Annotated in this window: 19 protein-coding genes and 3 pseudogenes; 12 read left to right on the top strand and 10 right to left on the bottom strand. The window is 68.7% G+C overall.

Going from position 1 to position 22,196, the window contains the following annotated elements; translation table 11 throughout:
* Positions 1 to 226 precede the first annotated feature (226 nt).
* Positions 227 to 2,917, bottom strand: a complete 2,691-nt coding sequence (locus OG936_RS00175) for a SpoIIE family protein phosphatase (protein ID WP_406500275.1) — start codon at positions 2,915 to 2,917, stop codon at positions 227 to 229.
* 252 nt (positions 2,918 to 3,169) lie between these two features.
* Positions 3,170 to 3,448, bottom strand: coding sequence for a hypothetical protein (locus tag OG936_RS00170; protein ID WP_405681875.1), 279 nt, complete (start codon positions 3,446 to 3,448; stop codon positions 3,170 to 3,172).
* Positions 3,449 to 3,983: 535 nt separating this feature from the next.
* On the opposite strand from OG936_RS00170, the gene OG936_RS00165 reads away from it, so the two are divergent.
* Together OG936_RS00165 and OG936_RS00160 are read left to right on the top strand one after the other, a co-directional pair.
* Positions 3,984 to 5,177, top strand: a complete 1,194-nt coding sequence (locus tag OG936_RS00165; protein WP_406491631.1) for a tyrosine-type recombinase/integrase — start codon at positions 3,984 to 3,986, stop codon at positions 5,175 to 5,177.
* A complete protein-coding gene (locus OG936_RS00160) occupies positions 5,174 to 6,178 on the top strand; it encodes a hypothetical protein (RefSeq protein WP_406491630.1) in 1,005 nt (334 codons plus the stop codon). The genes OG936_RS00165 and OG936_RS00160 overlap by 4 nt, the downstream gene beginning before the upstream one ends.
* Positions 6,179 to 6,224: 46 nt before the next feature.
* Here the strand turns inward: OG936_RS00160 and OG936_RS00155 are convergent.
* The 4 genes and pseudogenes from OG936_RS00155 to OG936_RS00140 form a co-directional block, all read right to left on the bottom strand.
* Positions 6,225 to 6,359: pseudogene (locus tag OG936_RS00155) on the bottom strand (transposase); the annotation flags it as partial.
* 624 nt (positions 6,360 to 6,983) lie between these two features.
* Positions 6,984 to 7,217, bottom strand: a complete 234-nt coding sequence (locus tag OG936_RS00150) for a transposase (protein ID WP_406491629.1) — start codon at positions 7,215 to 7,217, stop codon at positions 6,984 to 6,986.
* A gap of 33 nt (positions 7,218 to 7,250) precedes the next feature.
* Positions 7,251 to 9,455, bottom strand: a complete 2,205-nt coding sequence (locus tag OG936_RS00145; protein ID WP_406491628.1) for an NACHT domain-containing protein — start codon at positions 9,453 to 9,455, stop codon at positions 7,251 to 7,253.
* 555 nt (positions 9,456 to 10,010) lie between these two features.
* Entirely contained in the window at positions 10,011 to 10,373 is a 363-nt protein-coding gene (locus OG936_RS00140; protein ID WP_406491627.1) for a hypothetical protein, read from the bottom strand.
* Positions 10,374 to 10,376: 3 nt separating this feature from the next.
* On the opposite strand from OG936_RS00140, the pseudogene OG936_RS00135 reads away from it, so the two are divergent.
* Positions 10,377 to 10,688 (top strand): annotated as a pseudogene (locus OG936_RS00135) (restriction endonuclease); the annotation flags it as partial.
* Between the two features lie 89 nt (positions 10,689 to 10,777).
* On the opposite strand, the gene OG936_RS00130 reads toward OG936_RS00135, so the two are convergent.
* Both OG936_RS00130 and OG936_RS00125 read right to left on the bottom strand, forming a co-directional pair.
* Positions 10,778 to 13,471, bottom strand: a complete 2,694-nt coding sequence (locus OG936_RS00130) for a tetratricopeptide repeat protein (RefSeq protein WP_406491626.1) — start codon at positions 13,469 to 13,471, stop codon at positions 10,778 to 10,780.
* Positions 13,472 to 14,043: 572 nt separating this feature from the next.
* Positions 14,044 to 14,757, bottom strand: a complete 714-nt coding sequence (locus OG936_RS00125) for a helicase associated domain-containing protein (RefSeq protein ID WP_406491625.1) — start codon at positions 14,755 to 14,757, stop codon at positions 14,044 to 14,046.
* Between the two features lie 24 nt (positions 14,758 to 14,781).
* On the opposite strand from OG936_RS00125, the gene OG936_RS00120 reads away from it, so the two are divergent.
* The 9 genes and pseudogenes from OG936_RS00120 to OG936_RS00080 all read left to right on the top strand — a co-directional run bounded on the left by OG936_RS00120 (position 14,782) and on the right by OG936_RS00080 (position 20,161).
* Complete coding sequence (locus tag OG936_RS00120; protein WP_406491623.1) at positions 14,782 to 15,099, top strand: transposase; 318 nt, start codon at positions 14,782 to 14,784, stop codon at positions 15,097 to 15,099.
* Positions 15,096 to 15,947 (top strand): IS3 family transposase, encoded by an 852-nt coding sequence (locus OG936_RS00115; RefSeq protein ID WP_406491621.1) that lies wholly within the window; start codon positions 15,096 to 15,098, stop codon positions 15,945 to 15,947. The genes OG936_RS00120 and OG936_RS00115 overlap by 4 nt, the downstream gene beginning before the upstream one ends.
* Before the next feature lie 10 nt (positions 15,948 to 15,957).
* Positions 15,958 to 17,157 (top strand): IS30 family transposase, encoded by a 1,200-nt coding sequence (locus OG936_RS00110; RefSeq protein WP_406500274.1) that lies wholly within the window; start codon positions 15,958 to 15,960, stop codon positions 17,155 to 17,157.
* A gap of 349 nt (positions 17,158 to 17,506) precedes the next feature.
* Complete coding sequence (locus tag OG936_RS00105) at positions 17,507 to 18,577, top strand: IS110 family transposase (protein WP_406491619.1); 1,071 nt, start codon at positions 17,507 to 17,509, stop codon at positions 18,575 to 18,577.
* A gap of 22 nt (positions 18,578 to 18,599) precedes the next feature.
* Positions 18,600 to 18,815, top strand: coding sequence for an IS3 family transposase (locus OG936_RS00100; RefSeq protein ID WP_406500273.1), 216 nt, complete (start codon positions 18,600 to 18,602; stop codon positions 18,813 to 18,815).
* A 32-nt stretch (positions 18,816 to 18,847) separates the two neighbouring features.
* Positions 18,848 to 18,979: pseudogene (locus OG936_RS00095) on the top strand (integrase core domain-containing protein); the annotation flags it as partial.
* Positions 18,976 to 19,356, top strand: coding sequence for a hypothetical protein (locus OG936_RS00090; RefSeq protein WP_406491617.1), 381 nt, complete (start codon positions 18,976 to 18,978; stop codon positions 19,354 to 19,356). The pseudogene OG936_RS00095 and the gene OG936_RS00090, both read left to right, overlap by 4 nt.
* A gap of 107 nt (positions 19,357 to 19,463) precedes the next feature.
* Positions 19,464 to 19,868: a hypothetical protein gene (locus OG936_RS00085; RefSeq protein WP_406491616.1), complete on the top strand. Its 405-nt coding sequence runs from the start codon at positions 19,464 to 19,466 to the stop codon at positions 19,866 to 19,868.
* Positions 19,865 to 20,161, top strand: a complete 297-nt coding sequence (locus OG936_RS00080; RefSeq protein WP_406491614.1) for a hypothetical protein — start codon at positions 19,865 to 19,867, stop codon at positions 20,159 to 20,161. Before OG936_RS00085 ends, OG936_RS00080 begins: the two co-directional genes overlap by 4 nt.
* Before the next feature lie 37 nt (positions 20,162 to 20,198).
* Here OG936_RS00080 and OG936_RS00075 read toward each other — a convergent pair whose 3' ends face one another.
* Both OG936_RS00075 and OG936_RS00070 read right to left on the bottom strand, forming a co-directional pair.
* A complete protein-coding gene (locus OG936_RS00075) occupies positions 20,199 to 20,861 on the bottom strand; it encodes a hypothetical protein (protein ID WP_406491613.1) in 663 nt (220 codons plus the stop codon).
* A gap of 97 nt (positions 20,862 to 20,958) precedes the next feature.
* Positions 20,959 to 21,831, bottom strand: a complete 873-nt coding sequence (locus OG936_RS00070) for a hypothetical protein (RefSeq protein ID WP_406491611.1) — start codon at positions 21,829 to 21,831, stop codon at positions 20,959 to 20,961.
* Between the last annotated feature and the right edge of the window lie 365 nt (positions 21,832 to 22,196).

The raw sequence follows: 22,196 nt of genomic DNA, 5'->3' as shown, positions 1-22,196 counted from the left end.
AAAGTGCAGCAAATTTAGGCGGGCAGACTGCCGCAGTCAACCGCCCCCGCCCGGGCAGACCCGGCCGGCCCCTTCGGCAGGTCCGGGCGGCGGCGCCGAGGCCCGGGCATGCCGAAGGACCCCGCCCGGGGGCGGGGTCCTCGCGTGCGGCTCAGTTCAAGGGGCAGGGCGCTCGGGGCTGCCTCAGCCGTGGCGTCCAGTTGCGCTGCAACCGAATACGCCGCCGTCACAGCTCTGTGTCAGTCCATAGATCCAACAGGTTGTCGCCGAGGCCTGCACCGGGTTCGGCTGCGGCGTCGTGGAGGGATTGTTCGGTCCAGATGACCTTGCCGCGGGCGCCGTACCGGGTGCCCCAGCGCTGGGCGAACCGAGCGACGAGGAACAGCCCGCGGCCGCCCTCGTCCGTGGTGGCCGCCTGCCGCAGGTGGGGGGAGGTGCTGGAGCCGTCGGTGACCTCGCAGATCAGGTGGTTGCGGTCGTGTAGCAGGCGCAGCCGGATGGGCTGGGTGCCGTATCGGATGGCGTTGGTGACCAGTTCGCTGACGATCAGCTCGGTGGTGAAGGCGGCCTGGTCCAGGCCCCAGGTCTCCAGCTGGCGGGTGACGTCGGTACGGACGCGGGAGACGGCCGCCGGGTCGGAGGGCACCTCCCATTCCGCGACCCGGGCCGGGTCCAGCAGGTGGGTCCGGGCCACCAGCAAGGCGATGTCGTCGCGGGGGCGCTCGGGGAGCATGGTGGCGAAGACGGTCTGGCAGGTGGCCTCCGGGGTGCGGTCCACAGCATCGGCCAGGGCCGTGCGCAGTTGCTCGATTCCGGTGTCGAGGTCGCGGTCCCGGTCCTCGATCAGCCCGTCGGTGTAGAGGACCAGCTGACTGCCCTCGGGCACAGTGAGTTCGGCTGTCTCGAAGGGCAGGCTGCCGCCCAGGCCCAGCGGGGGACTGACTGGTACGTCCGGGAAGGTGACGGTGCCGTCGGGGTGGACCAGGGCGGGGCCGGGGTGGCCAGACCGGGCCACAGTGCATCGGCCGGAGACGGGATCGTAGATGGCGTACAGGCAGGTGGCCCCCGTGACCCCCTGGCCATCGGCCTCGTCGTGGTCGATGTGGGCGACCAGCTCGTCCAGGTGGCTCAGGAGTTCGTCCGGGGCCAGGTCCAGGGCGGAGAAGTTGTGCACGGCGGTGCGCAGCCGACCCATGGTGGCGGCGGCGTGCAGGCCGTGGCCAACGACGTCGCCGACCACCAGGGCCACCCGGGTGCCGGGCAGGGGGATGACGTCGAACCAGTCGCCGCCCGCCCCGGCCTGGGCGGGCAGGTAGCGGTGGGCGACCTCGACGGCGGTCTGCTCGGGCAGGGTGCGGGGCAGCAGGCTGCGCTGCAGAGTGGCCGCCAGGGTGTGCTCGCGGGTGTAGCGGCGGGCGTTGTCGATGCACAACGCAGCACGTCTGGCCAGCTCCTCGGAGAGGGAAAGGTCTTCCTCCCCGAAGGGAGGGGAGGCGTCCGCCCGCCAGAAGTTGGCCATCCCTAGCACCACCCCGCGGGCCTGCAGCGGCACCGAGATCAGGGAATGGATTCCGTACTCCAGGACCCGCCGCGCCCGCTCCGGGTCCTGGGCCCGCCAGCCGTCGGAGTCGGCGAGGTCCGACTCCAGCACAGCGTGGCCGACGGCCGCCCCGGCGGCGATGGGGGTGGTGGAGGCGAAGCGGATCAGCTCCCCCACGGGGTAGAGAGGCGGGTCGCCACGGACGCCGCTGACGGCGGTGCGGCGCATCTCGGTGCTTGCCTCGGCCGGCTCCTCGCCACGCAGCACCGGATCCAGCAGCTCCACAGTGACGAAATCGGTGAACCGCGGGACGACCATCTCCGCCAGCTCCTCGGCGGTGCGCACCACATCCAGTGTGGTGCCGATCCGCACGCCCGCGTCGTAGAGCAACTGCAGGCGCTCGCGGGCCACCTCGGCCCGGCCTGCGAGTGTGCGCAGTTCGGTGGTGTCGCGCAGCGTGGCCACGCTGCCCGCCGGGCCGTCGTAGCGCTCGACGGGTCGGACGTTGACGGCCAGCAGCCGGTCGCCAGCCAGATGGACCTCGTCGGTGGCCGTCCGCCCCGAGGAAAGCAGCTCGGCGGCGCCCGGGGTCAGGCCGAGGTCGGTGATCTGGCGCTGTTCCGCGTCCGCCGGAAGCTCCAGCAGCCGCCGCGCCTCGTCGTTGGCCAGCAGCAGCCGCCCGTCACCGCCGACGATGAGCACGCCCTCGCGCACCGCATGCAGCACCGCGTCATGATGCTCGTACATGCGAGTCATCTCGGCGGGGCCCAGTCCGCGGGTCTGGCGCAGCAGCCGCCGGCCAATCAGCGCCGACCCGCCCGCGACCAGGGCGAGCGCGCCGCCCGCGGCGCCAAAGAGCACCGGAAGCTGCCCGGCCACCGCTTCGTTCACCTTCTTGACCTTGATCTCGGGGGACACGATGCCGGCGACCGAGCCGTCAGGCCGGAAGACGGGGACCTCCGCGAAGACCGAAACGCCCAGCGGAGTCACCTCGGAGTCCGTGAGGGCCGTGCCCCTCAGCGCCTTCCGGTAGGGGTCGCCCTTGACTACGTGTTTCCCGATCTGATGCGGGTCAGGGTGGGTGTACCGGATCCCGTCCGTGCTGATGACCACGATGCCGTCGACGCCGGACCGCTTTCGGGCCCTCTCGGTGAGCGGTTGCAGCACCGCGCTCGGATCGCGGCTGTCCAGCGCCTGCACGATCCCCGGGGAGTTCGCGAACGCCTCGGCGACGGCAAGCACCTCGTCGCGGGCTTTTTCCGTCCCCTGGTGCCGGGCCTGGACCACCAGCGTCACCACCGCCGCGGCCACAAGCAGCACCACGACCGCCAGTTGCAGGAGGAACACCTGACCGGCGACGCTCCGCGCGCTCACCAGGGAGCGCAGGCGCCGCCCGGGCGACCGGTGCTGGATCTCCCGTTCGTCCGCGGGACGAGTCGGCTGCTCCGCTCCCGGACGTAGAACCTCACGCCGCCTCCGCGCACGCCAACCAGCGAACCGACGGGCGAGCTGTCGGCGCGCGGTGCGCCGGGGCGGCCAGGGCGTGGTCATCTTCGGCCTCGTATTCGTCGTGCGGATTCGGGAGCGGGCCGCCGCCAGAGCGCTGTGCGGCGGCCCGCCGAATATGGTTTATGGCAGGCCCGAAATTCGACCGTGCCAGAACCGGAAATCTATTGACTGGACGTGCGTAAAATCCGCACGCAGGCCAGCGGCGCTGGTGCCCCATTCCGTGAAATACGACGCGGTGATGACCCCCGCGACGATCGGATGCAGCTCCTCCTCCGTCGCACCATCCTCCCGAAGCTGGAGGATCTGCGCGGCGTAGGTGGGTGAGATCGGCGTGGTGATGGTGCGCTCGCGGCCGTCGTCCGAGCTGCCCTTGCAAGCGAATCCGAAGTATGCCGTCACCTCTACCATCATGCCGCTGGAGGTGGCTGCCTACTCGCGCGCCTGTCTGACCTGCTGTCACCTTTCCCCGCATCTCGGGGGAACCTCAAAGGGCCACCCACCGCATGCAATGTCAGTGGTCCGCGCCACACTGGGCTCCTCGCCAATGAAGCAAGAAGGCCGATGGCGTTCAGGGCTGTGCACGCGCAGTGGGGGACCGTCTTCGCGCATCTGCCCGATCTCGACTGCGGACGCGCCTGGGATGAGGTGTGGAAAGTACGCCCGCCCGCGCCGCTGACGTGCGACGAGTGCGGACACGCGATGTACGCGAAGACCTCCCGCGCGGGGTTACGGTTCTTCGCCCACGCCCCGGGCTCCCCCACTTGCGCGCTCGCCCTGGAGTCCGTCGCCCACCACCTGCTCAAGCTGGAATTTTCCGACTGCTCTACCAGCGTCCGGATCACTCGTTTGGGCGGTCTGAGGCGCCATCACGTTCTCATTTACCGATCGTGGCAAGCCTTTTCGTCGCGTGGCAGACGCGCGGCAGGGAGGCCTTGTGCGAAGCAGGATGGTGCTGGGGGACCTTCGGGTCCAGCCGATCAAGCGGTCGGGGGGCGGGTGGTCCTACACAATCGTGTGGCCGGACGGAGCGGTGCACGAGGAGGCGGACAGTTTCCTGCGTACGCACGAGGGGATCGGGACCCAGAAGACGTACGCCTACAGCCTGGTTGACCACCTGCGGTGGCGGCTCCGGGAGCGGCTGACAACCGAGACCGTGCGCCTGCTGGATCTCCACCGCTACATGGGTGCGGTCGGGGCCAAGGTTCCGATGCCCTGGGGCCAACCGTGGCGGACACCGCCGAGGCGCCCCTACGGCGCCTCGGCCCTGCAGGTCGCGGCAGCCTGCCTGAAGGGTTTCTACCTGCACCACTGCGCGTCGACCGGGGCCAACGACGAACTGCGCGCGGGTCTGGAGACCCGGCGGCTGCCGACGCAGGCGGACCGCGACCGGGCCCTGCTGGGGCATGCGATCAAGTCGATGCCGGCCAACCCGCCGGCGCCGAAGCGCGGCACCCGGCCCAGGCATCCCAAGATGCTGCCCGACGGAGCCAGGCCGGAACTGCTCCAGGTCGTGAACTCCGCCCGCGACGAGATGGTCGTGACCTGGCTGTCCGACACCAGCCTTCGCGTCGGCGGGCTGACCGGGCTGCACCTGGTCGACTTGCACCTGCGGGAGAACGCGCCCTGCGGCGACTGCAAGAGCCCCCACCTGCACGTCTGTCACCGATGGGGCAACCCGAACCGAGCGGCCGCGAAGATCAAACCTGACTGGGCGATCGTCGACGGAGTCGTCACCAAGGGCGAGATCTACCGCGCCAGCCCGGCGATGGTCAGCAGCTACTTCAAGTACATGACCACGGAGTACGCGAAGCACGCCACCGGGCACGGCATGCTGCTGATCCAGCTCGCCGGGCCCAACCGCGGCGAGCCCTGGACGGCCGATGCCGCTCGGGGCATGCTCCGCCGGGCTGGCCGACGAGCGAACCTGGCCGGGCGGATCACTCCGAAGGCGTTCCGGCACCAGTTCACCAACAACATCCTCGACGTCACGAGCGGAGATACGTTCATCGCGAAGGCCGCCGGGAACTGGGCCTCGGCCAAGATGGTCGACGAGGTCTACGGGCACCCGGATCTGCATTCGCCGGAGTTCCAGTCGGCCTTGCAAGCGGTCTGGGGTGAGGACGAGTGACGCTTCAGCCTCTGCCGCTGCTGCCGATCGGCCCGCAACGGTCGGCCAGCCGGGAGGTCGGCGACCGGCTGGAGCTGCTCCAGACGCTGATCGCGGCCCCGGCCTTCGATCCGGTGCTCCGGCCGGACACCATCGAGGTTCCCGAGGACCACCGCGCGTTCGGCTGGATCTGCCAGGTCCCCGGCTGCCGCCAGGGCGAGGAGGCGATGCACGAATACTGCAACGTCCACGAGGCTCAGTGGCGGGCCCACCGGAACGCCGGCGGAAGCGTCGTCGACTTCCTGCGGACCGCCGAACCGCTGCCGACGCATGCCTGGGCCGACGCGCCCGCCTGCTTGATCTGCCCTGACGTCCCGGCCTGGAGCCAGAAGTCAGGGCTGTGCTTCCTGCACGCGGACCGCTGGAACAAACGAAGCAGCTACCAGCGGCGCAAGTACGGACAGGCCGCCGACTTCGAGGCATGGATCGCCGCAGGACGGCCCCTTCCCTCGTTCGGCAAGTGCCAGGTCGTGGTCTGTCCCGAGAAGGCCGACCATCCCCTGGGGATGTGTCGTCGGCACAAGAACCGCTATGAGCGGGAAGGGCAGCCCGGTGGGGCACGGCTGCCGGAGAACTGGGACCGCTGGCTGCTCGACCGCGGCACGGCCATCGGTCTCGACTTCAGCAACGAGAACACCTTCCGGCGTTGGTGCAGCACTACCGCGCCGATCAGCCGGTCGAACGGCAAACTTTCTCTTCTCGGGCTCCAGCCGCTGCTGAAGGCCGAGATCAAGTGGGCGATGTTCCACCACACCCAGCAGCCCGACGCCCCTGACTGGCCGGTGTTGTTCATCCAGCGCCTGGCGAACGACTGCCGCAGCCAGGACGCCATCTCCCTGGTCGATCTCGACCTCGACCAGTGCCGCATGCACTCGGCCAGAATGGCCCGCAGGATGCTCCGCTACCTGCGACTGCCGCGAAAAAAGCCGAGGCCGTCCGCAGCACCTCGTTCGCCCGCTTGAGCTGGGCGTTCTCCTTGCGCAGCGCGGTGAGCTCGGCGCGTTCGTCGGTGGTCAGCCGGTCATCGCGCTCGCCGGCGTCGGCCTCGGCCTGCCGGATCCAACCGCGCAGGGCCTCCGGATGCACGCCGAGATCGACGGCCAGTTTCTTGATCTGCGGCTTCGGATCGGCGGTGCGGTACATCCGTACCGCACGCTCACGCAACTCGAGCGAGTATTTCCTGGGGGCAGCCATGGTCGATGTTCCTCTCATGAGAACCATCTGACCCTCTGTCACCACACTCCGCATCTCGGGGGAACCTCAGGCTGGCTTCGAGCGGGTTACGTGGACGGGCGAGGGAGGTGAGCCGACCTGGTTCGAGACGTTCCCGGGCAAGGCCAAGCGCGGCTTCTGTCCCACCTGCGGCACCCGAGTCGCGGCGGTCGACTGCGACATCCCGGAGACCGGCATCAACGTCCCGGCCCTCGACGACACCAGCGGCGCGGACCTCATGCCGGTTAACGCTTCCTTCCGCGAGAACGCGGTGCACTGGATGCCGCCGGTGCCCGATACCCAGCACAGTCCCCTCGGCTAACCCTCAGTCCGCGCGGGTGTACCTGTCAACACGCTACTGCTGCAGCAGGCCCCTGCCGATGAGAAGTAGGCCGACACCCGCACCGACGCCGACCGGCGGGCCCTGCGGTGTTCTGGACCCACGTCAATCCGTTCGGCTCGCTTTGACCTGGACCTGACCACCCAGACCGCGGCAGTTTGGGCCGCGTACGCCCCGCGGCGAGACAGCCGTCGCGGGGCGTGAACGGGCTGGGCTCAGTTGGCGCCGTGGATGACCGTGCCGTTGCGGGTGGTCGTCATCTTGTAGGGGCCGGCCTCGTCGGTCTCGGCCCGCTTGACCCAGGTCCGCAGGGCCTCGGGATGCACATCGAGTTGGTCAGCGATCCGCTTCACCGCACCGGTCCGCACGGCAGGGTCCTTACGGGCCTCAACCACCATCCGGGTCGCGCGCTCACGCAGTTCGTCGAAGTACTTACGGGGAGCAGCCATGATCGGCATCCTTCCGGGTCTTCGATGTCTCCATCAAACCCGGGGCGGTTCAGGGTTTTGGTTGAGCCATTGCTGAAGTTCGCGGTGACGGAATTGGTAGCCGGGCCCGTTATAGCGTAGGAGACCGGCGGTGACGGCCCAGTCGAGGAAGGCGCCGAGGTGGAAGGGCAGCTTGCCGCGTGAGCACAGCAAGAACACCCCGTACCTCCGCGCCGCACCAGCGAAACCGCTCGCGAACCCGACCACAAGTCCAACCATGCACCCGGCCGTGAATCCGAACGTGAGTACGCCAAGGAGCGCGTCCTTGAGTGCGTTCTGGAGCCCGCCCCCGAGTCCGCCCGTGAGTACGCCCCCGAGTCCGCCCGTGAGTCCGCCCGTGAGTCCGCCGAGGAGTCCGGCCAGGAGTCCGGTCAGGGGCCCGATCAGGAGTCCGTAGACCATGTCGTCGCGGATAATGTCCCGAGGGTTGGACACGGTGGATGGTTCCCCTGTGAGCCCACGCATGATTCCACCCGCGAGCCCGCCGGCAAGCCCGATCCCGAGCCAGAGCGAGGGCCCTTCGACGAGCCCGAGCCCGACATCGAGCCCGAGATTGAGCCCGAGGATGACCACAAGCCCAACCGTGAACCAGATCCTGAACCAGGCCTTGAATCCGTCTGCGAACCCACCTCCCAGCCCGCCCATGAATCCGCCGATGAGGCTGGTCCCGATGCCTAGGCCGATCCCGATCCCGAGCCCGAGCCAGAGCCCGAACACGGTGTCCGGGCTCTGGCTCGGGAGCTCGGACGTGAAGCCGATCGTGAAGCCGATCGTGAAGCCGGTCGCGAAGCCGACGGCGAAGTAGGTCTTGGATCCGGCCCAGAACCTGGCTTTGAAGCCGTCCTGGAGTGTTCCCCGGTTAATGCGGAGACGGTTGGGCCTGGGCGTTGGACGAAAGGCGACTACTGAGACTGCAGCGAACAGTGGGAAGAAGATGACAGTGCCGATGCTGACCCCGACGACGTCCCTAAGGAGGAATAGAAAAAGGGTGAAGAAGGAAGCGCCGGTGAGGGTGAGGGCGAGGGTGGTGAGGGCGAGGTCGGTGATGCGGACGCGGGTGGTGCCGGCGAGGGTCCAGAGGTGGTGGAGGGTGATGTCGGTGGCTGGGGCGCCTGTGGTGGTGCCGGCGAGGTGGCCGGTGAGGTGGTGGAGCCAGCGGTGGACGTCTTCGGGCCGGTAGCGGCGGGGGTTGGGGGTGTTGGCGATGGTTGCGGGGAGGTAGCGGGCCAGGAGGTGCTGGTCGAGGTCGTGCCCGTCGGTGTGGTGGAGGAGTTCTGAGGGGTTGCCGTCGCGGTGGTAGACGGTGGCGGTCAGACACAGCCGCCAGGGCGTGGACAAGGTGGTGGCGAGCGGGCCGGCGGGCTGGGTGTCGAGGTGGTCGATCAGGGGCTGCCAACGGGGTGTGTCCAGGGCCCGGTCACGGAGGTAGGCGACGGTGTGGCGGGTGTCGATGGGGGCGATGGCGACGCGGGCGGCGTCGATCAGCCGGGACACGGGGGCGAGCGCGTCGTAGTGCCCGGTGCGGCAGGTCAGTACGAGAGGGCCTGCCTCCCGGCCGTCCTGGTAGGCATTGAGCGCCTCCAGAACCGCGCGGGCACGGGGCGCCTCGGGGTCGGGGGTGCCGTCCGCACGCAGGGGATCCATCTCGTCCAGCCCGTCCAGGACCGGCAGCACCATCCCGTGAGCGACCAGTCCGGCAGCCATACCGGCAGGCCATTTATAGGCATCGACCAGACGCTGCACCAGCAGGGTGGTCAGGGGCTGACCGGTGCCCCACTGAGCCAGCGGGATCCGGACCGGGACGGGATCGCCCTCGGCACGGTGGTCGATGAGGGCGAGCATGAGTTCCAGGGCCAGGACAGTCTTCCCCGCCCCGGCAGCCCCCGTGATCACCAGACGCCGGGGCCGGGTGGCGCGGTAGTACTCCAGAACATCGGGCAAGATAGCGGGACCGTCAGCGAACGTACGCCCAGCCGGCGGAGCCGCCGCGACCCGCGCGGTCGCGGAATGCAGAACATAGGTGAGATTGATTCGCCGAGTGTCGGCACCGAGCAACTGCGACCGCACCCGGCTCTCGCTCTCCCTGACCTGCCGGGCGAGCCGTCCGGCACGACTACGCGCGAGCTCAACACCGTTGTCCTCGACCGGCTTACGCAACGCCACGACAGCGACCACCAGACTGGTCACAGCGATCGGCACACCAATAAGAGTCGCAACATCAGCGGGCTTAAGCCCACGCCCACCGGCGATGCTCCATACGGCGAAAGCCACGCCCGCCACGACCAACACCGCACAAGCAACGCGCACAACCTGCCACTTACGCCGATCACGGCGCTCCCCTAATTCGAGCATCCCCCGATCATGCCGCCTCGCCGGACACATCGTGACCCGTTCGGCTCGCTTCGTGAACGCCCCCCACGCCCCTGGACGCGGCTACTCAACCTGCCGGCACCACCGCGCTATGGCCCCGCGACGGACGCCTACCCGCAGCGCTGGAGCGCACCGCCCGCTGCGCCCAGAACCGTGCCCGTCTCGTGCGGGCGCCCTGCACGCGGCTGGACCGCCTCACGGAGCCCCTTCCCGCCGTCACGTAGCCCGCAGGGGAGCAGCCCCGGATCCCAGGGACTACACGCACTCCAGTGCGATGCCGCTGGCCCCGCGATGCCCCGGGCACACAGCCAGCCCGGGGCACGCGCAACAGCCTCACGCACGCCGCCGGCTCCAGTCCGAGGGCGGCGGCACGGCCTGGTGGACTCACCAGTCGTCGGGCGCGCTGCCCACCCACGCGATCGGTTGCCCCTCGCTGTTGTGGCCCCAGTGCGGTTCCTCTATCGATGTCTCGTGGCCGTCATCCAGGACACAGATCCGTCCCCAGCGGCCGTGCTTGCCCGGACAGATCCCGGTGAGCCGGGCCGCGTCGCCATCGCGCACGGCCTGCTCGTAGCAGTCCTGGAACGGCTGGAGGCGGGCGCACAACTCCATGCCGAGCTCCGTCTCCGCCGCCTCGATCTGTGCCCTCGCCTGCTGCACCTGCGGGTCGGACAGCACGAACGAGATGACCTTGTCCGCCTCCGCGAAGGCATTGGTGCGGACGTGCCGTTGTACGGCTGCCTGCACGCGCTGTTCTTCTTCGCGTGCGGCCATCACGCTGCTCCTTCCTCTGCCGCTGCTGCCCATTCCAGCCCGAGCTACGAGCAGATCGCCCTCCAGCTCACCGGGCACGCCCGCGCGATGGCCGCCGACGTCCGCCGCCACGCTGCCGCCCTGCCCAAGAGCGACGGCCGCGGCGCCCTCGCCGAAGTCGTCCTCCGGGAAGCCGACCGACGCCTGTCCGTACGGCCGAAGGGCACCGCCCGCTGTGTCCAGAACCGCGCCCGCCTCGTACGGGCCCTCTACACGAGGCTGGACCGCCTGGAGGCCGCGCCCGTTTCTGCCGTACGAACTGCCGCGTACCCGGGCGCGACCACGGACCCGGATACGCGGCGCAGCGCTGACGCTGACACGGCGCATAGTCTGTCGAATCAACCCGGAGCGTGCTCCGCGATGAGCTGGCGGCACTGACGCGCGCGGTTCGCCAGTTCGCCACCCAAAGCGGAAAGCTCAGCCAGGTAGTGCAGTAGGTCCGTGGTGGCGTCGTGATCCGGGCCGCCAGCGAGGAACAACCCGGTTGCCTCTGGCACGTCGCCTTCTGGTTTGAGGAGGAGCGTCCGGAACAAGCTGAAGAATCTGGTCGCGTCACCTTCCGGCGCACTCACCGGGGAGGCGAGTAGTTGGCTCCACTGTTCGACACACGATCCGATCCCCGACTCCACTGTGTCGAGCATGAGCTTCTCGAACGCGTAGCCGCGATTCTCCGAGTCAGCTTGAACAGCACGTTCCAGATCCGTTCGCGCCTGGTCGTAGTGGCCTGCCTGGCGGTGTGCTTGGCCGCGTAAGCCGAGGGCCCAGGTGAGGGTGGGGTTGAGTTCGAGGGCGGCGGTGAGGTCGGTGACGGCTTGGTCGTAGTGGCCTGCCTGGTGATGTGCTTCGCCGCGGGAGCCGAGGGCCCAGGCGAGGGTGGGGTCGAGTTCGAGGGCGGCGGTGAGGTCGGTGACGGCTTGGTCGTAGTGGTCGGCCAGGCGGTGTGCTTCGCCTCGTCGGGCGAGGGCCCAGGCGTAGGTGGGGTCGAGTTCGAGGGCGGCGGTGAGGTCGGTGACGGCTTGGTCGTGACGTCCTGCCAGGCGGTGTGCTTCGCCGCGGGAGCCGAGGGCCCAGGCGAGGGTGGGGTCGAGTTCGAGGGCGGCGGTGAGGTCGGTGACGGCTTGGTCGTAGTGGTCGGCCAGGCGGTGTGCTTCGCCTCGTCGGGCGAGGGCCCAGGCGTAGGTGGGGTTGAGTTCGAGGGCGGCGGTGAGGTCGGTGACGGCTTGGTCGTGGCGTCCTGCCTGGCGGTGTGCTTCGCCGCGGGAGCCGAGGGCCCAGGTGAGGGTGGGGTTGAGTTCGAGGGCGGCGGTGAGGTCGGTGACGGCTTGGTCGTAGTGGCCTGCCTGGTGATGTGCTTCGCCGCGGGAGCCGAGGGCCCAGGCGAGGGTGGGGTTGAGTTCGAGGGCGGCGGTGAGGTCGGTGACGGCCTGGTCGTGACGTCCTGCCAGGCGGTGTGCTACGCCTCGTTGGGCGAGGGCCCAGGCGTAGGTGGGGTTGAGTTCGAGAGCGGCGGTGAGGTCGGTGACAGCCTGGTCGAAGTGACCAAGCCGTCCATGGACATGCCCCCGGCGGGCCAACGCGCGGGAGTTGCGAGAGTTGGTGGCGATGGCCTGGTCGAATGCACCGAGGGCCTCTTCACTGCGGTCAGCGTTGTGGAGAAGGCGGCCGCGGTGGGACTGGGCCCAGCTCCGAGCTTCGGTGCTCAGCTGGCCGTGAGCCAGCAGGGCGGTGAGGCACGCAAGAGCGGGATCGTTGTCGGCGAGAGTGTTTCGAAGGCAGCCGGACCAGCGGAGCAAGGCAGCATCGGCGGTGTCGTGTGCAGCCTGTTCAAGCGTCTCGACCCACTGCCGCAGTACCGCCGTCTCCTGGCCCGCAGCCTGCACGACCTGTTCGAGGGCCGTCGTCAAATGGCCCGCAGGATGCACGCACAGACGGTGGTAGGTCTCGTCCAAATGGTGTCGGCGCCATTCCGGATCCCCCCAGCGCTTCACCTCGGGAACACTTCCCTCGACCGTGGCGCGCCAAGCGGCGTGGGTGTCGGCGAGCCGGAGATGCGCTGCGGTCCATCGCTGCGGAGAATGGGCGCGCTGCTGACGGATTAGGCTGGCCCGCACCACCGCGTGGTAGTGCCTGAAGTCGCCGCGACCGTTGACGAACGGCTGCCCGCACAACCACCCCCACAGCCCTCCAGCTTCCGGCTGCGCTGCGGCGGCGAAGACGTCCTCGTTCAACTGCAGTGGCAGGGCGCATGCCCGTACCGCCTCACGTTGGTGCGGATCCGTGATCCACTGCACGAACCGCTCGACCGCCACGTCCGCCATGTCCCCGCTCACGTCCACCTCCTCGACAGCACTGGGACGGGCCAGGGCGAGGAGTTCTACGAGCAGCGGCAATCCCAATGAAAGCTGCAGCACCGCCTCCACCACCGTCGGCTCGGTCACGCCCCGGGCGGTCAGCAGGTCCCGTGTCTCCGCCTCGGTGAAGACTTCCAGTGGCACATCCGCCACCTGCGTTCGTAGCGGTGCCCACTCCCGCTCCGCCAGTTCATCCCGCCCAGCCAGCACCAACATGACGTTCGCCGGCACCGGACCGAACTGCTCATCCAACAGCCCCAGCAGCCACTCGCTCAGGTAGCGGCCGGTCTGCTCCCACGTGTCGAAAAACAGGACCACCCATGGATGCCGCCCGCATAAACGATCTAGTTCTGAGACAAACGCCCGGCTCAAACCCGCCTCGTCACCCCCACGCCGCTGCGACCGGCTCCGGACGCTGGACCGCAACCGGTCCAGCCCTTCGGCAGCGGTGTCAGGGTTCGCCATCGCGGTAATCAGGTTGGCCCCCGGGATCAGCGACGCTGCCCCCAGAGCTGCCTGCGTCACCACCCGGCTTGACACCGACGCCTCCCCTTCCCCAGACACCGGCTCGGCAGGCGCCTCCTGCTCCCGCCGGAACTGCTCCAACGCCTTGTCGAACTCCTTGAGCGGGCCGTCCTGGTCGGCCAGTTGCCGGGCCAACTCCGCCAAAGCCTGCTGCACACCATGAGCATCGTTCTCATCCACCACGGCAGTCACCGCACCCGCCCGCCGGGCTGCTCCCTGCCACTGCCGCAACAGCGTGGACTTCCCCACCCCACCCACCCCACGCACATGGAACAAAAACTCCGCCTGAACCTCCTCGGACTCCGGATCCTTCGACAAATTCTCCGCAAACAGCGACAACTGCGCCCGCCGCCCCACGAACTGTGCCTGAGCACGCTGCCGGATCAGCTCACCCCGCGACCGACGCCTATTTCCCGACCTCGACATCTCGCCCCCGTCACTCAAACTGCCGGGTCTCCCCGCCGGGCACTAGCCCGTCAGATATCAGCCCGCTCCTGCTCTCAGACGCAGTTCCTCAGCGTTCTGACCCCGAATTCTTCCCTAGACACCAGCCAAACGGCCAAAATCCTGCCTCCCGACAGCGTTCAGCGGCGGAACCAAGCCATGCTTTCCTGCCGCAACGGCGACCTCGACGCCTACCATCAGCAGGCCGTCCTTCACATACCTCCAGCTTGACGTTGTACCTGAGGGTTTTGGGAGCCCCTCCCGGAGGCCCTCAACGCCTGAGATCAGGCTCCAGCCGTGGCCCATTCCAGACCCAGCGTGGCGAAGGCGGCGAGTTTGTCAGGAGTGAGCTTGGCGCGCCTGGTCTTGGTGTTGCTCAGGAATACCCCGAGCTTGACCTCGCTCCCGTCCTCCAGCCGCTCCACATGGGCCCTGGGGACCTTCAGTGAGCCCTCGCGGGCTTTGTACTGAGCCAGGGCTGCCACGCCGCGCTCGAAGGCCCCCACGGGCGAGGTGGACGGCTTCGTGGGCGCCTCCAGCTCTGCCGCCATTGGTACGACGCCGATGGCCTCCAGGCGCCCGCGCTGCCCGTCGGACAGGGCCGTCCAGACCTCCGGTTTCCGCTGCCGGGCTAGCCACTTGCCGATGTCCATCCCGTGGACGGTGACGCCCGGCTCGACGTAGGAAAGGATGCTTTCCTCGGCGAGCATCTCCCGCACCACGGCGTAGTGCCGCTGCCACTCCGGCGGCCACACCGGGTTCCAGTCCTCGTCGATCGCCTTCAACGCCGTCTCCCACTCGGGGTGTTCGGCCAGCGCGCCGGGGCGGCGGAGGTTGGACAGCCACTGCCCAACCGGCTTGTCCAGCGCCGTCGCGGGCCGGGGAGCGCACAGTGTCCAGTGCTGGTCGTAGTACGCCTTCGCGGCTTCCAGGCTCTCCTGGAACCGTTCATCGGCCGGAGACCAGACCATGAACCGCCCCGGGTTTGATGGAGACATCGAAGACCCGGAAGGATGCCAATCATGGCTGCTCCCCGTAAGTACCCCGATGAACTGCGCGAGCGTGCGACGCGGTTGGCGATCGAGGCCCGTAAGGACCCGGCTGGCCGGGCCGGTGCGATCAAGCGCGTCGCCGACCAGCTCGACGTGCATCCCGAAGCCCTGCGTGGCTGGGTCAAGCGGGCTGAGACCGACGAAGGCATCGTTCCCGGCACTTCCAGCACCGACGCTGCACGGATCGCTGAGCTGGAGCGGGAGGCGAAGGAACTGCGGCGGGCGAACGCGATATTGAAGTCCGCCTCGGCTTTCTTCGCCGCGGAGCTGGACCGTCCACTGCGATGAAGGTCGCCTACATCGACCAGTACAAGAATCTGTTCGGCGTCCAGCCGATCTGTGACGTCCTCGCCGAGACGGACGCACCGATCGCGCCGAGCACCTACTACGCCGCCCGCACCCGTCCATCCTCGGCCCGCAGCCTGCGAGACGAGCACCTCACCGAGGAGATACGCCGGATCCACGAGGCCAACTACAGCGTCTACGGGGCCCGCAAGGTCCACGCCGCCCTCCTGCGCGAGGGGCACGAGGTTGCCCGCTGCACGGTCGAGCGCCTGATGCGCCGGGCCGGACTGCGTGGCGTGATCCGGGCCAAGAGCCCGCGCACCACCCGCCCCGCGCCCGAGACGGCACGGCCGGCTGATCTGGTCGAGCGGGCATTCACCGCGAGTGCACCGAACCAGCTATGGGTGGCCGACATCACCTACATCAGAACCTTCTCCGGCTGGGTCTACGCCGCCTTCGTCATCGACGTCTTCTCCCGCATGGTCGTCGGCTGGCAGGTCGCCACCTCCCTCTACACCGACCTCGCCCTGGACGCCCTGGAGATGGCCATCTGGCGGCGCCGGCACGCCAGCGGCGACCTGACCGGGCTGATACACCACTCCGACCGCGGCGTCAAGGTGGATTCAACTGATCGTCGCAACACCTCGACCCTGGAGGTGTTGGATGGGCCGGCCAGCGGGATGGGCCACACGGCTGACGGGGCGTCCGGCGATGCGGTCGCCGGGGCGGCCCCCAATCCGTCGGGAGGTGGAGCGGGCTTTCTGGATGAAGATCGCCGAGGGGATGACCAGCGAGGCGGCGGCGGTCACGTGCGGCGTATCCCCAGTGGTGGGGTCCCGCTGGTTCCGTGAACGTGGCGGCATGCCGTCGATCCAGCTCAGCACGCCCTCGGGCAGATACCTGTCCTTCACGGAACGCGAAGAAATCGCGCTGCTCAATGCCCAGGGCCTGGGAGTCCGCGAGATCGCACGCCGCCTGGGCAGGGATCCGTCGACCATCTCGCGGGAGCTGCGACGCAACGCGGCGACCCGCGGCGGGCAGCTCGCCTACCGGGCTTCGATCGCCCAGTGGAAGGCGGAACTGGCGGCACGGCGTCCGAAGACGCCGAAGCTCGTGGCCGATGAACGGCTGCGTGAGTATGTGCAGGACCGGCTCGCCGGGGACGTACGCCGTCCGGACGGAACACAGGTCACCGGGCCGAAGACGCCTCGGTGGAAGGGACGGAACAAGCCCCGCCGTCAGGACCGGCGGTGGGCGACGGCCTGGAGTCCCGAGCAGATCGCGGGCCGGCTCAGGACGGATTTCCCCGATGATGAGTCCATGCGCATCTCGCACGAGGCGATTTACCAGGCGCTTTACATCCAAGGACGCGGAGCCCTCAAGCGTGAGCTGGTCGGCTGTCTGCGTACCGGGCGTGCGCTGCGGGTTCCCCGCGCCCGAGCCCGACGGCGGGCGAACGGGCACGTCACCCCCGAGGTGATGATCAGCCAACGGCCGGCCGAGGCCGAGGACCGTGCAGTCCCGGGACACTGGGAAGGCGACCTCATCATCGGCACCGGCAAGTCCGCGATCGGTACTCTGGTCGAGCGCACGACCCGGTTTACCATGCTGCTGTACCTGCCCCGGATGGAAGGCTTTGGCACCGAGCCGAGGGTGAAGAACGGGCCGGCGCTGGCCGGTTTGGGTGCCGAGGCCGTCAGGGACGCGATCGCCTCCACGATCACCACGCTGCCCGAGCAGCTGCGTCGCTCGTTGACCTGGGACCGCGGCAAAGAACTGGCACAGCATGCCCGGCTCCGCGTCGACACCGGCCTCGAGATCTACTTCGCGGACCCGCACAGCCCGTGGCAACGCGGCACGAACGAGAATACGAATGGGTTGCTGCGGCAGTACTTTCCGAAGGGCACGGACTTGTCCCGATGGCAGACAGACGACCTCGCAGCCGTTGCACTCGCCCTCAACAGCCGCCCCCGCAAAACCCTCGGATGGAAGACACCCGCTGAAGCCCTCAACGAACACCTACTCTTGACTCAAGAAGCCGGTGTTGCGACAACCGATTGAGTCCGGGCAATACCGTGCCATTCGCTACACCGAACGCCTGGAACAGCAGGACGTCGTGGCCTCGGTCGGTTCCAAGGGCGACTCGTACGACTGTCAGTCTGTTCGTACCGGATCCCGCAAGGATCGGGTAGTCCCGGCCGTGACGGTCTGACTCTTGCTTACGACCGACCCCACGGGTGTCCTGGCGTTGATCTGTCGACCGTCCGGCCGGGCACGCAACAAGCGCTGCCGCCGGACGGACGTGACCTCATAGGAGCCTGGAGCCAACTCGTCAAAGCGTCCCCGTGACAGTCCTGTCCCTCCGGCCGGCGACAGCGTGCATCCCACGCTACCGACCGAAGGGCACGCGGTGGATAACAACGAGCAGCACAGGTCCGGGCACGTCGTGATCGGCGTCGACACACACAAGCATGTGCACGTCGCTGCAGTGATGGACACGATCGGCGGGATCCTGGCGACCTTGACGATCCCCACCGACACCGGCGGATTCCAGCAACTCCTGGACTGGGCAGGCTCATACGGCAGGATTCTGGCCTTCGGAATCGAGGGCACCGGCTCCTACGGCGCCACCCTGGCCTCGTTCCTTCGACGGGCCGGGCACAAGGTGGTCGAGGCCGGCCGCCCGGACCGGCGGCTGCGACGGATGAACGGCAAGTCCGACACCCTGGACGCCGAGAACGCCGCCCGAGCCGTCCTGGCCGGGTTCGCGACGGCCACGCCCAAGAGCGCCGACGGTGAAGCCGAGATGATCCGGCAGCTCAAGATCGCCCATGACCAGGCCGTCGAACAGCGCTCGGCGGCGATGGTCACCATGAAAGCGATGCTTGTCCACGCTCCTGATCCCTTGCGCAACGAGACCGCGGGCAAAACGCAAATCGCTCTGGCCCGGCACCTGGCGGGCCTGCGTCCTCGACAGCTGGAGGGCCCCGAGGACGCACTGCGTCACGCCCTTCGAACACTGGCCAAACGGTGGCAGTACCTCGACGCCGAGGCCAAGGAACTGACGAAAACGATCGCTGAGCTGGTCCACCGTGCCGCCCCGCAACTACTCGAACCATTCGGCATCGGTGTGGACACCGCCGCGGAGATCCTCGTCGTGGTCGGCGACAACCCTGAACGCATCAAGTCCGAAGCCGCCCTCGCCAAGCTTGCGGGCATCGCTCCTGTGCCCACCGGCTCCGGCATGACCAGCGGCAGGCACCGCATCAACCACGGCGGCCACCGCCAGCTCAACGCCGCGATCTACCGGACCGTCATCGTCCGCATGCGATTCCACCAACCGACGATCGACTACGTCACCCGCCGCACCGCCGAGGGCAAGACGAAACGCGAGATAATCCGTTGCCTCAAACGCTACGTCATCCGCGAGGTCTACCACCTGATCCGACCCGCACCACGGACCGTCCCCACAGCTAGTTGACAACTATAGGAGCGTCAACGCCCTGGCCGAGGCATTCAACAGCCTGTTCAAGGCCGAGCTGATCCGCAACAAAGCCCCGTGGACCGGCATCAACGACGTCGAGATCGCCGTCGCCGAGTACATCGACTGGTTCAACCAGCGACGCCTCCACGGCGAACTCGGCCACCTCACCCCCGCCGAGCACGAAGCCGCCCACTACGCGGCCGAACCCCCTGCGTCACTCCAGAAAACCACCTAACTCAGTCTCCACGAAACCCGGGGCTTGACAGGGCCCGTGAGGCCCGCCTCTCGGTCTTCCGATGGGCAACCCGCTACAACACCCGCCGACGGCACTCCCGCCTCGGCCAGATCAGCCCGATCGCCTACGAACAACGATCAACTACGCTGGCCACCGCCGCATGACAACCGGTGTCCACGATCAAGGGGAAAGCCCCGAGATCCACGACGCGCACCGCCGCAACCAGGCCGACGCCGGGGAGATCTGCGGGTTCATCAACCAGTACGGTCTGGCGATGCTCCTGCGTCGCTGCGGAGCCGAGCTGTCCCCAGTCGAGATCCTGACCGACCACTACGCGGCAACGCACGCCCACCCCGCGTGGCGTTACCAACTGGCCCCGATGAACGCGGACGTGCTGTTCCGGGCGGTCCGGGAGGACCTGCGGGCGTCGGTGGAGCTCATCGCTGCCGCCCTTGCCCTCCTGCCCGGGCTACCGGCCGAGTGCGCCGCGGCCGAGGACGAACTCCGGGCCCGTCTTGAGCGCAACACGCCGACAGCGTAGTCACGAGCAGGGAAGGGCTGCTCCGCGCCCGGTCGGCTTCCGTCCCGGGCACGGCCTGCCGGGCGCTCGGTCCCGCGCTGTCACACCCCCGTCATACGCTTCCCGTCATGAGCGTCTCTCTCTACTACAGTGCGCACCGTACGACACCGCTGACCGAGGCCGAGTCGGCCTCGGTCGCGCGCGTCGTCGCCGCGCACACGGCGTCATTTCCGTACGACGACGAGGAAAGCCTGTACCTGTACGACCGGCGTACGGCCGGTCCGCACGAGATCGTGGCCGGGTCCACCAAAATGCCGCTCGATCCCGGTCGCCTGATGCCCGTGATCGCCCATGTGCTGGACAGCATGACGGAGTTGCGCCGGGCCATGCCGGATGCGGAGTGGCGTGTGCACATGGACGACCTCGACGTCCCGTGGGACGAGGCCGAAGGGTACGCCCTGCCCGGGATGCGCGACGCGGACCTGATCGCTGAGCTCGCGGCGGTCCACGGCGGAGAGGTGGCAGCGGAATGACCGAGGGGAGCACGGGTAAGGCCGCGGAAGCCGTGGCGCCCACGCCGGAGCAGCAGAGCCTCATCGAGTTCGGCGAGGCGCTGTACCGTCGCATCGCTGCAGACGCCGATACCGGTCACATGCTGCTGCCCGAGGACGACGCGGTGGCTGTCGTTCACCGTGCGCGGGGCGGTGGGACGATCCTCGTGGCAGCCGACCGGTCGGTGCTCTTCTCCGGCTCCGCGCTCGACATCAGCGCCGCCCTGATCGACTTCCGGGCCGGCCGGCGCACACCCGTAGAGCGGTTCCGGTAGCGGGAGACGTGCGGGGGCGGCCCGCGAAGAGCCGCGCTCAGGTCGGGTAGCCGATCGACGCGATGGTGTCACCGAGCTGCGCCAGCGTCACGGCGGGGTTCAGGGCAGCCACCGCATCCGGCGTGAGAGGCCGCACCTGGTACACATCGATGACTGCGTCCAGGTCCACCGGCCTGCCGTAGTACCTCTGGGCCCATGCCTGGTACTTTTCTGGCGTCCCCTCGACCAGGCGGTGAAAGAGCCAGTCGGATCCGTCCGGAACGGAACGGCCGCCGTCGAAATCGACCTTTCCCGTCCGCCACTGCTCGTCAGCGGTCTCCCGCCACAGGCAGACGGTGATGTGCTGGATACCCTCCAGCCGGAAGGCCGGATCCTCGACGCAGGACCGGAACGCCTCCGGGACCGTGTCGACCACACCAGGCCACGGCGTCCCGTCGCTCGCGTACGGGCTCATCGGGGACGCGTGGTCGAACCCGCGGATGTACGCTCCGGCCGCCGAGAAGACGACGGAGTACGCGTCTCCCCCGCCATTCTCCATCGCGGCCAGCTCCTGCGTCGCGGACCAGTGGGCGTCGAATCGGTGGTGGCGCAGCTCTGGTACACCGGGCTGGAGTATCGCGTCCAGCATCGCCATCGAACGGCACAGGTTGCGCAGGGAGGCGATATCCGGTAGCCGGCGAGCGAGATCACGAGCGTTCATTGGGCCATCCCATCACGCGGCGATGGAACGGCGGACCGGAGCCCCAAAAGCTGTTCGGTCTGTTCATCGTCGTGGCCTGCTCCGAGGCAGGCGGTGATCAGGTTGCGGTCCCCGTGGCCGTCGTAGGCGCGGCGTGCGTTGTGGTCGTCGGTGAGCAGGAGGGAGGCGCGGGCGTCGCCGGACCAGGCGACCGAGAAGAGGCCGCCGGGGGACGTGGACCGCGACGACGGCCGCGGCCGCGGGGAGGTCGGGGTGCCGGGCATCTGCTCGATGCTTCGCTTGCGGGCAGCACTGCGGCTCGGAGTCTGGGCGGCGCGTCGGCGGGGAGCACGCCGCTCTCGGCCAGGAGGGCGTAGAACAGTGGCCTGCCCGCGCTGCCGCGGTAGTGGTGCTGTTCCAGTGCGACCACGAGTTCGAGGCAGTCGCCCACGGTGATCTCCTCGACGCGGCCGCCCTTGTGGAGCGCGATCCAGGTGATCCTGTTCAGAGCATCGGTCCGGATGAGGCCAGCGGGGCGAAGGGCCTCAAGGCGGGCGAAGCCGCGCGGGTCGATCGCGTTTCGTGCCTCGGCCAGCATCTTCGCTTGCCGCTGGGCCAGCAGCCAATGGTAGGAGGGGCGGATGACCTGGCCGCAGACCAGTAGCAGCACTCCGGTGCTCAAGTCCCCGCGGTGGTAGCCGGCTGCCTGCGGCCCCAGTGCCAGGTCGGTCCAATCCCTTCCGGCGTCGTCGGCGCCGCTGGCCAGCCACCGGTCCTGCCAAGTGACCCCGGGCTGCCGTTCGAGCCAGTCCAGGAGACGGTTCAGCCCGCGCCGACGGACGGTGTCCCGCGGGCGGCCGTGAGCTGGGTCGGTGAACAGTTCCAGGAGCCTCGCGGTGACCTCCGCGCGGTTGAGTGTGGTCTGCGGCCACTCCTGTGCAGCAGGCCGGGCCACCCATGCCTCCGGCCGGTCCTGATGCGGTGGTCGCATTCGTTCCCGCGTGGGCTTCGCGCCCGCATTCTCCGTTGTGATGCTCACCGGTTGCCTCCGCCGGGGGCCGACGGGCCGAGCAGCGCTTCAAGCACTTCGGGCCGATAGCCGGGGGCGGGTGGAGCTGGCGGCTTCTCCCGTTCCGCGCGCTGACGCGCGTGATGGGCGAGGATCTGGGCGACGACCTCGTCCTGCGCGGGCGAAAGGTAAAGCTCAGTTGTGGTGATATGGGCATGTCCGAGGACCCACTGGACGTCCGCGAGGCTCAGGTGCGGGTCAGCTCGCGGACATCGTCCTGGTGGCCGCCTGTCTCACGACCGCCGCCTTGAGGCGGTCCTACGTCCGCTACCAGCAACTTCGCTGGA

The organism is Streptomyces sp. NBC_00846, from assembly GCF_045207325.1.
In the GTDB taxonomy this organism is placed as follows: Bacteria; Actinomycetota; Actinomycetes; order Streptomycetales; family Streptomycetaceae; genus Streptomyces.
This window is presented reverse-complemented; position numbering and strand designations above follow the sequence as displayed.